Raw genomic sequence first — 12,055 nt, 5'->3', positions numbered from 1 at the left:
AATGCGCCATCGCCGTTGCTCCTTCCCTGGATGCTAGAGGTCAGGTGCGACCTCGACAGCATCGTACATGAAGGGGCTGCAGCTTCTCGATCTCAGATCGCGCCACAGCCGCCGCGATACACCATCTTTCGGTGGCAACTGTAGACTCAGCAGAAACCGGCCTTAGCAACCATGGCGACAGAACAGGTGACAATGGCGATCTTCATTTTGACGGTGAGCTGGGCATTGCCGCTGGGATTGGCTGTTGCACTGGCTTTGCGCGGCCACTGGATGAGGGCAGCTGCCGTGGTGACTCCCGATGGGTCTAACGAGCACCTGCACCCAAGGCGCAGATGGCACTTTTGGCATAGGCGCCAGCATTTCAGGACCATTGCTGCTCATCGCGGTTGGTCTGACCTGGTGGGCTCTGCACCGAAGTTGATCCTGCTGGTCCTAACGCAGGGCCCTTGGGTCAACACTCTGCAGTACGGAACACCATGTGGCGAGGAATTTGCCTGGTACGGGGGTAGCACCCCAACCATGGTTACTGAACCGCGCCGGGTCTGTCGGAGGCTCTAACTCCCAAGTAGGATAGAGCCTGATGAGCAAGACAACGAACAAGTTCTCCCCCGAGGTGCGCACCCGGGCGGTACGGATGGTGCTGGAGCATGGCGGGGAATATCCGTCGCGCTGGGCAGCGGTAGTTTCGGTTTGCCAGAAGATCGGCTGTTCGGCCCATACGCTGCACGAGTGGGTGAAGAAGGCAGAGGTGGACGGCGGTAGCCGCGCTGGGGTGCCCAGTGAAGTGGCCGAGAAGCTCAAGGCTCTGGAGCGAGAGAACCGGGAGCTGCGGCAGGCCAACGAAATCCTGCGCAAGGCGTCGGCTTATTTTGCCCAGGCGGAGCTCGACCGCCCACTGAAGCGATGATCGCCTTTATCGACGAACATCGTGGGGTTTATGGGGTCGAGCCGATCTGCAGGGTCCTGCCAGTCGCCCCATCCACCTATCATGAGCATGTTGCAGCACGCCGTGATCCTTCACGTCTGTCAGTCCGGGCTCAGCGCGATGAAGCGCTCAGGCCGGAGGTCATGCGGGTCTTTGCCCAGAACTTCTCGGTCTATGGCGTCAGGAAGGTCTGGCGGCAGATGCAGCGGGAAGGATTCGATGTTGCGCGGTGTACAGTGCAAAGGCTGATGCGGGAGCTCGGCCTGCAGGGTGTTATTCGAGGGAAGCCGGTTCGCACAACGATCAGCGACAAGTCGGCTCCTTGCCCGCTCGACCACGTGAACCGCCAGTTCCATGCCCCGGCACCAGATCGGCTCTGGCTCTCGGATTTCACCTATGTGGCCACTTGGACTGGCTTCGTCTACGTGGCTTTCGTCATCGATGCCTATGCCCGCCGCATCGTCGGATGGCGGGCATCAAGAACCGCCCATGCCAGCTTCGTCCTGGACGCATTGGAGCAGGCTCTGCATGACCGACGACCCTTGCAGGGAGGCGGTCTCGTGCATCACTCGGACCCCGGGTCGCAATACGTCAGTATCCGCTATACCGAACGGCTTGCCGAAGCTGGGATAGAGCCTTCCGTCGGCAGCGTCGGTGACTCCTACGACAACGCCTTGGCCGAAACCATCAACGGTCTCTACAAAGCGGAAGTCATCCACCGACGCAGCCCGTGGCGCAGCTTCGAGGCCGTAGAGTATGCCATCCTGGAATGGGTCGACTGGTTCAACAATCGGCGCCTGCTCGAGCCGATCGGCAACATCCCGCCGGCCGAAGCCGAGGCCAACTACTACGCTGCGCTGGAACACGCAGCCATGGCCGCATAACTTAACACCAACGGCCTCCGGTAAACCCGGTGCGGTTCATTACTCTCATTTTGGTCGGATATCTGGTGCTTCCACTTTTCCTCGCCATCAGCGCTGCTTGCTCTGTGATGAAGCGCGTAGACGGTCCGGAGTGGCCTCCAACTAATCGACTGCTTCCGGCGCGATCATGCCTTTCACGCGACTGACTCAATTGATCCAAAGCTGACTGTCCGTCTCCCACCCGTTTTCGACATCCAAACGGGCCGAGCCGAACGATGTTCACGAGACATATTGCACATGTCGGTTCTGCGGTCGTGCCAACAGGGCTTGTGAAACCACCTTACTTCAGCGGTCCAACGTCCAATGAACGAAGCAACGTTAGCCACGCACTCTCCCTATCCCAATGGGTAGCTTGGTCATGGCCCAGGAAAATTCAGCGTGGCTCCCGTTGATTGCGATGCCGCAAAGACCACTCCAATCGAAACTGGCATTGCGCTGCGGGAAGCTCAAGCCATGCGAGGACAATCATGGAATATTGGAAGGGTGCCGGCACGGACCAAATCATGCCAGCCGACTACGTTGCTTTGGCAAACGCAGACCGTATTGAACCTCAGAAACTCGCCGGCATGCTTGTCGTAGAGCTTCGACACCACGGACACTTCAACAATGTCCTTACCCACATCTTTGCTGCCGATTGGCGAGAGGCAGAGGCCGCGCTGGCTCGTCTGCTCGATCTGAATAGCGAGAGCGATCTGAGCAACCGTGAAGCTGATCTGGTCTCACTGCTATGTGGTGAACGCGGCGTCACCGGAAAGCTGATGCGACCATGGATGGCAGCTCAACTGCGCCGGTTCGTTCCGAACGAAAGCGCGGATCGGCTGGAGCGCACCTGGTTCGCTTGGCACAACCTTCGAATGATCCTGCCGGTGCGGTTCCGGAAGTCGGCGATGCGGGCGATCAGAGACGCTTGACCATTCCTACACTGCTGGCGAGGTATTCACATGTGCAGTCACTGCGACAGGAGTGACGTCGTTATCGACGTCCCAGCGATCATTCCACGCATGCGCCACGCTACCATCTTCACAGCATTCAAAGCGCTGCCCGAAGGAGAAGCCTTCGTCATCGTCAATGACCACGATCCGATGCCACTATGGCATTTGTTCAACTTCAGGTACTCTGGAGAGTTCGAGTGGAACTATGAACTGCGCGGACCGCTATCATGGCGTGTAAGGGTGAGAAGACTATCTCCTCCTGCCGTCGACGGCGCCAAGCCAGACGCGTAAACACAAGCCTTCGGACCGACATTTAGTATGGCAGACATCGAAACCCGCCGCCGCACCCCTGTGCCTCGCGGTCTAGCCCGAACCGGCCCGGTTATCCTGTCCTACGGGTTCCGACCGTTTTTTCTCGCCGCGGGGATCTGGGGGTTAGCCGCCATGGCGCTCTGGATCGTTGCCGTTACGGGTGTGCTGGAAATAGGCGGATCTTACGGATCGGTGGTCTGGCACGGCCATGAGATGCTGTTCGGCTACACGAGCGCAGCGCTGGCCGGCTTCCTGCTGACGTCGGTTCCCAACTGGACGGGCCGGCTGCCAGTATCCGGCATGCCCCTGCTCGGCCTATTCCTTCTGTGGTGTGCCGGGCGGGCGGCGCTGCTCGGCGTCGATGTGATGGGCCTGGCGACCGCCGTGGCTATAGATGCGGCATTCATGCCGGTGCTGCTGGTCGTCTGCGCGCGCGAGATCGTGGCGGGACGGAAGTGGAACAACCTCAAAATCCTGGGCGGCCTGCTAGCGCTGACGCTTGCGAACATAGGCTATCATGGCTGCATTCTGGCTGGGATTGGGCCCGACTTGCCGGGTCGAGCGGCCGTGGCGGCTTATGTCACGCTCATCATGATCATCGGCGGGCGCATCCTGCCGAGCTTTACGCGCAATTGGCTGAACAAGCGAGGTGAGAAGCGGCTGCCGGCTCCATACGGCCATGTCGACACTGCCAGCATGATCCTGGCGGTCGCGGCACTTGTCGCGTGGGTCGCGCTACCTGAGCATCAATCAACCGGCATACTGGCGCTGGCTGCGGCGCTGGCGCAGGGCGTGCGGCTGTCGCGGTGGCGGGGCTGGGCAGCACGCTCAGAGGGCCTAGTATTCATCCTGCACCTCGCCTACGGGTTCGTGGTCCTCGGCCTGGTCGCCATCGCGGCAACTGCATTCGGCTTGCTGGACGCGATTTCATCCATGCATGTCCTGACTGTGGGCGGCATCGGTTCGATGACGCTGGCGGTGATGTCGCGGGCGACGCGGGGGCATACCGGGCTCGAGCTGCGGGCGTCCCTGGTGACAATGGTGAGCTATGGATGCATCCTCGTGGCGGGAGCCGTGAGGCCATTGGCGTCGATACTTCCCGATGCCTATATGCAGGTGCTCACGGGAACGGCTCTCGCGTGGATGCTGGCCTTCCTGTTTTATCTGGCTGAATATGCGTCAGCCCTTACCCGCATGCGGCGCGACCTGCCGCAGCCGCGTAGCCGGGCCTGACCAGCGCCTATGGGGCGATCTCCACCTGGCCGGAGAGCTTTGCCAGCTCGAAATCGCTGACTCGTACCTGCAGCTCCACCTGCCAGCTTCCCGGCAGCGGCAGGTTGAGGCCCTGGAGGCGCCATATGCCGTCGGGCGCCGCCTCCGCCGACCGCACGATCGGCGAGATGGTGCCGCCCTCCGGCTCGAATTCCAGCGTTATTGCCCGAGGCGACAGGGTTTCGCCGCCAGCACTTCGGATCGAAATCTGCACATCGGTCTCGCCGACCCTGCCGGACGACAAAGTGAGATTGGCGGATAGCGTGTCGCTGCTCAACTCCAGGGTGAGCTGCGCAGCTTGATTGGTGACGAGCGCGCGCGGCGGGGGAGTGAAACGCCAGACCGACACGAGGCCCAACACCGCCAGGATGATGACGATCTCTGCCGCGATGCCACGGCGCATATGGCTGAGTGCGCCATCATCGCCCGCGGCGGCCGGCTCGGTCAGCACCCAGCGGTTCCAGCTCGCTATGGAAAAGAGGGCGACCAGCAGGATCAACTTGGCGGCGAGCACCTGACCATAGGGCGTCCACCAGGAAGCGCCGGGCGGCCCGAGCTGGATGACCGCCAAGGCTGCACCCGATGCCACCAGCGGCACGATGGCGAATGGAATGGCACGCGAAAATCGCAGCAGGGGCGGCGCCGAAACCTGCGGGCTTTGCCGGAGCAAGAAGACGAGCGGCAGCAGCGCACCGACCCACCAGGCGATTGTCGTGACATGCATGAAGAGCGCGGCCCGGGTCAGCCAGCGCGGCTCGGCGGCGCTGGCATGGCCGCTGGCGCTGATGCCCAGCCCGACCAGCAGGACCGCGATGCTGGCAATCACCCTGCTGGCCACGGGCGGGGACAATGCCAGGGAGAGGAGCGACAGGCCCAGAGCCGCGGCGGCCAGGGCAAGCGTCGCACTATAGGGGCTGGCCATCGCCAGTTCCCAGGCCTGCCCCGCCAGCAGGCCGGACAGGCCCCTTCCGAGTAGATCGACCCCTTGGACCCCGAAAATTGCCGGTATGGCAACAAGGCCGGCAACGCTGGCCCAGCATGCAAAACGAGCAGCGGTCCGAGGCAGTTCGGCTAGAATGCGGAAGGCGGCACCGCCGACGCCAAAGAAGATGCCAATAAACAGAACGAGCCGCGCCAGCCAGAGCAGGCCGGCCACCCAAGCATCAAGGCTGGCTCGATCGGCAACCCGATCAGTGCTGGGGGCGCCGACAACGAAGAACGTCGTGCCCGAAATGGGATGGCCATCTTCAGATACCGCGCGCCAGCTCACGGCGTGGCTCCCTTGGCCGAGCTCGGTCGGCAGGTCGATCGAGATTTCGCCTGTCGAGGCGCTGCCTGCAAGCTCCACCGTATCGCCGCCGGGGGCGATGAGCATCGCGCCAATGAGCGATACCGGCTCGTTGAAGGACAGGGTCACGGCAGCTGGAGGATCTTCCAGCACCGTGCCGTCGGCGGGCATGCTGCCCGTAAGGGTGGCATGCGCATGGGCCGCGCCACAGATCAGCAGCACGGCGAGCATGAGTGAGGCGTGGACGAGGAGCCAGCGCCGAAAGGCCCGGACGCGGGCGTCCGAGCCCCAAGCGTGGGTGATCAATGCGCGTGCTCGACGGCAGGCGACAGGGTCACAGACGGAGCCGGGAATTCCACGTCATGGTCGCCGGACTGGTCGATCCAGGCATCTTCAAGCTCCCCGCAGGTCTGGATCACCGGGAAATGGAAGGTAGAGCCTTCCGCCAGATCACCGCCAAAGGTGCCGCGGAAGGTGAATTCGTCGAAATACTCATTGGGCAGGTTGCCGCCGGTCCAGGATATTTCCGTCACGCCTTCGGTGATCTCGGTGCCATGGTTCATGAACGGGGTCGCGTATGGGCCGGTCACGGTATCGATGGCCCAGCCGGCCTTAGGCATCGGTTTAACATTGTAGAAGCCTTCCGGAATCTGCACACGCACGCCCGTCGTCGCCTCCTCCCCGCATCCATGGCCGACAACGAGAACCGCGCGATAGGCCGCGCCGACCTGAGCATCTTTGACCTGCAGGACGATATGGGCCATGGCTGGCGAAGACAGCGTCACAAGAACTGCCGTACCGGCAGCCAAAGCAGTGATGGTTTTCATCCTAAATCTCCAATCAGTGAGAAGCGTGCGAATGGGCTTCCGGGATTTCGATGGTGAAGGGCACGGTTCGGATTTCATCGCCGCCGATGAACTCGATCCACAAGGCATAAACGCCGGCGGCCGGTGGTGTCACGTGCAAGCTCATGTTGGGATCGACAGCCTCGGTCGCTGCAGCATCATGGCTGTCATGGCTGTCATGGCTGTCATGGCCGGCAGCCGGCGCTGCCGCGTCTCCGTGTGCATCATGTCCGCCGGTATGATCAGGCGCTTCATGACCGCCATGACTCGACTCATCGCCACCATGATCATGGCGGGCAGGCTCCGACGGAGCGGTAGTGGACTTGGCCCCATGGGCATCGTGGCCGCCTTCGGCACCAGCGCCCATCGCGTGGGCGTGGACATAAGCCAGATCTTCCGCGCGGATGAACACCGCGTGGGCCGAGACGCCAAGATAGGGCTCGAGGTCTGCGGCAGGCTCACCGTGCTTCTCGACCAGCAGCGACACCGCGCTCTCGACCCCTGGCTTCAACTGCGCGGCATCGAGGGTCACCGAATAGGGGCCATCTGAGGAAACGAGCGGGCTGGTTGAAACATCGACGGCCGCCGGGCGGGGCACCTCGGATGCCGAAGCAGCCTCGCTAATGGTGACGTCAAAGCGCATCACCTGCTGGCCAATGCCGGTGGGCACTGCATCGGTATAGATATGATAGAGGCCGGGAGCGGGAAATTCGAGCTCGGCCGTGAAGCGACCGTCGTCGCCAACCACGTCGGCATGCTCGTGGATCAGGTGGGTCAATCCGGCATCGGTCGCGAGGATGTGCAGTTGCTGGGTCAGTTCCACATCGTAGCCGGCAATCTGCTCACCCGATGCCTTGTCGGCATAGATCAGCTCGATCCTCCGCGTGAGTGGTCCGGTTTCCACCACGTTGAGTTGCCCCATTACCGCCTGTGCAACGCCAGGCAGGGCAAATACACCCTCCACTACACTATCCTGCGCCAGGACAGGGCCGACCGCACCGAGTAAAGCGAGGATCGTGCTCCCAGCCAACATCGTCTGTCTGGACAAATTCAAGGTCATCTAGAACTCCGCCTAAAAAAGGTGGGCGGCCAACGGCAGAGCCAGGCCGCCCATCAGGTCAGTGGCCCGACATCGCCGGGTCAGGCGGTTCGCCGATAGGGCCGAAGATATCGGGCTGTTCCTCGCCCTCGACGATCAGATATCCGGCAAGGCCGCGCTCGGCACGCGACAGGGCGTGATCCACCAGCACATAGCGACCCGGGACCTCGCATTTGAACTCGACAACCGCTGCGCCCCCAGGGGGTACCGTGATTGTCTGCACGTCGGTCAACGGAGGGCTGGTCAGCGCGGCGAACGGATAGACGTGATCGAATATCTCGCCGATCACATGGAAGGACGACGTGAAGTTGGGACCGCCAACACCGAAGTAGATGCGGACGGTCTCGCCGACATTGGCCTTGAGCGGGTAATGCTCCGTCAGCGCACCGACATGGCCATTGAAGACGAAATACTCGGGCCGCTCGTCGAGTAGCTTGTCATAGCTCTCGGTGAGCAACCCGGCACTGCCAAACGGCTCTTCGGTATAGATTTCGCCCTGCATGACATAAAATTCACGATCGACGGGCGGCAGGCCTTCCTCGGGCTCGACCAGAATCATCCCATACATGCCGTTGGCGATGTGCATGGCCACGGGTGGCACGGCGCAGTGATAGACATAGAGCCCGGGATTGAGCGCCTTGAAGCGGAAGGCATACTCCTCGCCCGGCATTGCGGTGGTCAGGACCGCGCCGCCACCGGGGCCAGTGGTGCCGTGGAAGTCCACGTTGTGGGCCATCCAGCTGTCTTCGGCATTCTTGAAATAGCATTCGACGGTGTCGCCGACGCGAACGCGGATGAAGGGGCCCGGCACGCGACCGTTGAAAGTCCAGAAGCGGAACGTGCTGTTGGCATCGAGATGGGCTTCCAGCTCAATGGTTTCGAGGTCGACGCGAACCGTCTGCGACTCCCGGCGGGTAATTGGAGGCGGGATGTCGGCCGGGTCATGAGCAATGTCGTTATGCTCGGGCATCCCCGGATTGACCTGGTAGAGGCGTCCGCTGAGGCTGGTCGTGCCGTGCGACATGTGCGTTGCCTGCTGGTGGGCCGCGTGGCCGCCATCCTGCGCCAAGGCCTGTCCGCCCAGTGCACCCACGAAGGTGAGACCGGCCGAACCAGCCAACATGCTCCGGCGGCTGAGGTTGATGCCTTCCTCGGGCTTGGGCGTGGGATCGTCTTTCTTGTCCGTCATCATGATCTCCGTTCTTATAAGAAGGGCCGCCGAGCGGGCGAGCCCCTGGGATGTTACTGCGGGGCGACCGGCGCATCGCCGCCTTCAGCAGCCAATGCGATGAGTTCGAGTAGGCGATCCTCCGCCCGCTGCGGGAGCTTTTCTACCTCGGCCGGGTCGGGTTCGGCTGGCGCGTCGCCGACCTGGATCAGGCCAACCATGCCCAGGCCCAGATGGGGCTGGCATTTATAGGCGTAGAAACCCTCGGTTTCGAAGATCACCGTGATTTCCTCGTTGATCTTTCCCTTCCACGGCTCTGCGCCCTCGGGCATAAGCGTGAGGATGGACTCGGAGTTGTGGCCCTTGTTCGTGGCGATGAAGGTCACCGTGTCGCCCGGAGCAACCTTCAGGAAGGCCGGCTCGAACTGCATGGCTCGACCTTCGGAATCCTTGTTCAGCATTTGCACCTGATGGTCCGCTGCAAGAGCCGGGACGGACATCAGCGCGGCAAGGCCGCCAGCGATGAGATATGCGGTTACTCTCATTTGGTGTTCTCCTGTGTCTCGATGCTGATCCGGAGCCAATCCGGATAACTGCATCAAGACCTACCGAAAGACCTCTCCGATCGTTCACCGACGCCCGAGCCTTCTACCCTGCCCGAATGCAAGTCTGACTATGCTCCCCTTTCGTCGACCTCTTTGACGCAGATCAAACTTGCATGCGACAAACTGGTGCTAGAGACTTTCGGAGGGATTCGAAGTCGCCGGATAGCGCCGGGAAGACGAGAAATTCGAACGGTCGGGTGGACCAGTCAGGTTTGGCTGATTGGTCAAGGGAGTGGGAGCGGTGTGATGGTTGCAGGATTGACACGTGCGGAGCGGCAGTCGTGCCTGTTTCTACTTACATTGGTGGGCTTGGGAGCGCTGTTGGTCGCCGTGCCAGGACGATGGGATCCGATCGGGGTTCACGGCCTCTTGGTCATCCTGCTGTGTGCCGCAACTGCGGCCTATATCCTCCCGCGCCTGGATCTACCCGAGCCCGTCGAGGACCGCTCCCTGAGTTATTACGATGATCCGATAAAAGCGGGCATCGCACTCACGATGATCTGGGCCATTTTCGGGATGTTCGTCGGCGTCTGGGTAGCGGCGCAGCTCGCCTGGCCAGCGCTCAATTTCGACATGGCCTGGTCAAGTTTCGGTAGGCTGCGCCCGGCCCATACCACCGGCGTAATCTTTGGGTTTGGCGGCAATGCGCTGATCGCCACCTCATTCCACGTCGTGCAGCGCACTAGCCGGGCGCGCCTCGCCGGGCATGTGAGTCCATGGTTCGTGATTTTCGGCTACAACTTGTTCTGCATCATGGCCGTCACCGGCTATGGCATGGGCATCACCCAGTCCAAAGAATATGCCGAGCCCGAATGGTATGCCGACATCTGGCTCGTCATTGTCTGGGTGACCTACTTTGTCTTGTTCCTGCGCACCCTCGCGCGACGCAAGGAGCCCCATATCTATGTGGCTAACTGGTACTACCTGGCTTTCATCGTCGTTGTAGCGATCCTGCACATCGTTAACAACCTCGCCCTTCCGGTGAGCCTCGCCGGCGCCAAGAGCTACACGATCTGGCCGGGCGTGCAGGATGCGATGGTGCAGTGGTGGTATGGCCACAACGCGGTAGCCTTCTTTCTCACGGCGGGCTTTCTCGCCATGATGTACTATTACCTGCCCAAGCGTGCCAACCGACCGATCTTCTCCTACCGACTGTCCATCCTCAGCTTCTGGGGCATCACCTTCTTCTACATGTGGGCGGGTTCGCACCACCTGCACTATACGGCTTTGCCACACTGGGTGCAGACGCTGGGCATGACCTTCTCCGTCATGCTGCTGGTCCCGTCCTGGGCATCGGCCGGCAATGCGCTCATGACCCTGCGGGGCGCCTGGCATAAGGTACGCGACGACGCCACGTTGCGCTTCATGGTGGTCGCTGCGATCTTTTACGGGCTCTCGACCTTCGAGGGATCGTTCATGGCCGTGCGAGCAGTCAACTCCCTGTCGCACTATACCGACTGGACAGTGGGACACGTTCACGCTGGCGCCCTGGGCTGGGTGGCGCTGATTACCTTCGGGTCGATCTACACGTTGGTGCCAGCCCTGTGGAAACGCGAGCGCATGTATTCTAACGGCCTTATCGAGGTCCACTTCTGGCTCGCCCTGACCGGGACACTTATCTACGTTTTCGCGATGTGGAACTCGGGCATCATCCAGGGGCTGATGTGGCGCACCTATACCGAGAGTGACACGCTGGCCTATTCCTTCGTGGATACGCTAGTGGCCATGTATCCCTATTACATAGCGCGCACCATCGGCGGGTTGCTGTTCCTGATCGGTGCAATCGTTGGCTCCTATAACATCTGGATGACGGTGCGGCGCGGCATTCCGGTTCAGGAAAAGCTGGGCGAGGGTGAACTTGCCCCTGCCGGCGCAGTCCCAAGCCCTGCGGAGTAGTCATGGCAGAGTTCTTCCACCGTAAAGTCGAACGAAATGCCATCGGCTTCGTCCTGCTCATCATCGCCGCTGCCAGCGTCGGCGGCATCGTAGAGATAGCCCCGCTATTCACGATCGACGAAACCGTCGAAACAGTACCGGACATGCGGGTCTATACCCCGCTCGAGTTGGCCGGGCGCAACATCTACATCCGGGAAGGCTGCTACGCCTGCCATTCCCAGATGATCCGCACCCTGGCTGACGAAGTGGACCGCTACGGCCCTTATTCCCTGGCTGTCGAGTCCCAGTATGACCGGCCCATGCAGTGGGGGTCAAAGCGTACCGGTCCAGACCTGGCCCGCATTGGCGGCAAGTATTCCGATGTCTGGCACGCCATGCACATGAACAACCCGCGTGATGTCGTGCCCGAATCCAACATGCCGGCCTATCCCTGGCTGGCACGAACGCAGGTGGATGCATCGAGCCTCTCCGCCCATCTGACGGCGCAGCAGGCGCTGGGCGTGCCCTATACCGACGAGATGGTCGCCGACGCCACCCGAGACACCCTCGGACAGGCGACACCCGACTCCGACAATGCCTATGCCATGGCCGAGCGCTATGGCGAGGATACCCAGATCAGCGCCTTTGATGGCGTGACCACCAGCGTTACGGAACTGGATGCGCTGATCGCCTATTTGCAGGTATTGGGACAGCTCACGGACGCTGCCTATATCGACACAGCCGCGCCTGAGCTGCCGTCCGACCCCGCTGCAGCCGGAGCTGCAGTGGACCAGGCAGAGGAGTAGCAATC

General features: G+C 61.6%; 11 protein-coding genes and 1 other annotated feature. Of the genes, 6 read left to right on the top strand and 5 right to left on the bottom strand.

What is annotated here, in order from left to right:
• Positions 1-580: 580 nt before the first annotated feature.
• The 4 genes from DDE77_RS18665 to DDE77_RS18650 all read left to right on the top strand — a co-directional run bounded on the left by DDE77_RS18665 (position 581) and on the right by DDE77_RS18650 (position 4,325).
• Positions 581-1,809 (top strand): IS3 family transposase gene (locus tag DDE77_RS18665; protein ID WP_108398997.1). Its coding sequence is split into 2 segments (ribosomal slippage): positions 581-869 and positions 869-1,809, totalling 1,230 coding nucleotides; the frame shifts between segments, so codons are not numbered across the junction.
• Positions 862-978: a sequence feature (AL1L pseudoknot), on the top strand. It overlaps the preceding gene by 117 nt.
• Positions 1,810-2,315: 506 nt before the next feature.
• The gene (locus DDE77_RS18660) at positions 2,316-2,759 is read left to right on the top strand and encodes a hypothetical protein (RefSeq protein WP_108398996.1); all 444 of its coding nucleotides are present in this window, start codon (positions 2,316-2,318) and stop codon (positions 2,757-2,759) included.
• Between the two features lie 30 nt (positions 2,760-2,789).
• Positions 2,790-3,071: a DUF2249 domain-containing protein gene (locus DDE77_RS18655; RefSeq protein ID WP_108398995.1), complete on the top strand. Its 282-nt coding sequence runs from the start codon at positions 2,790-2,792 to the stop codon at positions 3,069-3,071.
• 27 nt (positions 3,072-3,098) lie between these two features.
• Positions 3,099-4,325 carry an NnrS family protein gene (locus tag DDE77_RS18650; RefSeq protein ID WP_108398994.1) on the top strand — a complete coding sequence of 409 codons (1,227 nt, stop codon included), beginning with the start codon at positions 3,099-3,101 and terminating at the stop codon, positions 4,323-4,325.
• 7 nt (positions 4,326-4,332) lie between these two features.
• Here DDE77_RS18650 and DDE77_RS18645 read toward each other — a convergent pair whose 3' ends face one another.
• Genes DDE77_RS18645 through DDE77_RS18625 form a run of 5 tightly spaced genes read right to left on the bottom strand, consistent with a single transcriptional unit; the run spans position 4,333 to position 9,309 of the window.
• A complete protein-coding gene (locus tag DDE77_RS18645; protein ID WP_157959950.1) occupies positions 4,333-5,958 on the bottom strand; it encodes a copper resistance CopC/CopD family protein in 1,626 nt (541 codons plus the stop codon).
• Positions 5,955-6,479: a YcnI family copper-binding membrane protein gene (locus tag DDE77_RS18640; RefSeq protein WP_108398992.1), complete on the bottom strand. Its 525-nt coding sequence runs from the start codon at positions 6,477-6,479 to the stop codon at positions 5,955-5,957. The genes DDE77_RS18645 and DDE77_RS18640 overlap by 4 nt, the downstream gene beginning before the upstream one ends.
• 13 nt (positions 6,480-6,492) lie before the next feature.
• Positions 6,493-7,557, bottom strand: a complete 1,065-nt coding sequence (locus tag DDE77_RS18635; RefSeq protein WP_157959949.1) for a hypothetical protein — start codon at positions 7,555-7,557, stop codon at positions 6,493-6,495.
• A 58-nt stretch (positions 7,558-7,615) separates the two neighbouring features.
• Positions 7,616-8,785, bottom strand: a complete 1,170-nt coding sequence (nirK, locus tag DDE77_RS18630) for a copper-containing nitrite reductase (RefSeq protein WP_245895396.1) — start codon at positions 8,783-8,785, stop codon at positions 7,616-7,618.
• A gap of 53 nt (positions 8,786-8,838) precedes the next feature.
• Complete coding sequence (locus DDE77_RS18625) at positions 8,839-9,309, bottom strand: pseudoazurin (RefSeq protein ID WP_108398989.1); 471 nt, start codon at positions 9,307-9,309, stop codon at positions 8,839-8,841.
• Between the two features lie 306 nt (positions 9,310-9,615).
• On the opposite strand from DDE77_RS18625, the gene ccoN reads away from it, so the two are divergent.
• Together ccoN and ccoO are read left to right on the top strand one after the other, a co-directional pair.
• A complete protein-coding gene (gene ccoN, locus DDE77_RS18620; protein ID WP_108398988.1) occupies positions 9,616-11,265 on the top strand; it encodes a cytochrome-c oxidase, cbb3-type subunit I in 1,650 nt (549 codons plus the stop codon).
• Positions 11,266-11,267: 2 nt separating this feature from the next.
• On the top strand, positions 11,268-12,050 hold the full coding sequence (gene ccoO, locus DDE77_RS18615; protein ID WP_108398987.1) for a cytochrome-c oxidase, cbb3-type subunit II: 783 nt from the start codon (positions 11,268-11,270) through the stop codon (positions 12,048-12,050).
• Positions 12,051-12,055 lie beyond the last annotated feature (5 nt).

The sequence above is a fragment of the Devosia submarina genome (assembly GCF_003056345.1).
In the GTDB taxonomy this organism is placed as follows: domain Bacteria; phylum Pseudomonadota; class Alphaproteobacteria; order Rhizobiales; family Devosiaceae; genus Devosia; species Devosia submarina.
The sequence above is the reverse complement of the archived record's forward strand: the minus strand, read 5'-3'. Positions and strand labels throughout refer to the sequence as shown.

Excerpts from the sequence above, each read along its gene's own strand:
- DDE77_RS18660 (WP_108398996.1), top strand. The coding sequence starts at position 2,316 with ATGGAATATTGGAAGGGTGCCGGCACGGACCAAATCATGCCAGCCGAC.
- DDE77_RS18655 (WP_108398995.1), top strand. The coding sequence starts at position 2,790 with ATGTGCAGTCACTGCGACAGGAGTGACGTCGTTATCGACGTCCCAGCG.
- DDE77_RS18650 (WP_108398994.1), top strand. The coding sequence starts at position 3,099 with ATGGCAGACATCGAAACCCGCCGCCGCACCCCTGTGCCTCGCGGTCTA.
- DDE77_RS18640 (WP_108398992.1), bottom strand. The coding sequence starts at position 6,479 with ATGAAAACCATCACTGCTTTGGCTGCCGGTACGGCAGTTCTTGTGACG.
- DDE77_RS18635 (WP_157959949.1), bottom strand. The coding sequence starts at position 7,557 with ATGACCTTGAATTTGTCCAGACAGACGATGTTGGCTGGGAGCACGATC.
- nirK (WP_245895396.1), bottom strand. The coding sequence starts at position 8,785 with ATGACGGACAAGAAAGACGATCCCACGCCCAAGCCCGAGGAAGGCATC.
- DDE77_RS18625 (WP_108398989.1), bottom strand. The coding sequence starts at position 9,309 with ATGAGAGTAACCGCATATCTCATCGCTGGCGGCCTTGCCGCGCTGATG.
- ccoN (WP_108398988.1), top strand. The coding sequence starts at position 9,616 with ATGGTTGCAGGATTGACACGTGCGGAGCGGCAGTCGTGCCTGTTTCTA.
- ccoO (WP_108398987.1), top strand. The coding sequence starts at position 11,268 with ATGGCAGAGTTCTTCCACCGTAAAGTCGAACGAAATGCCATCGGCTTC.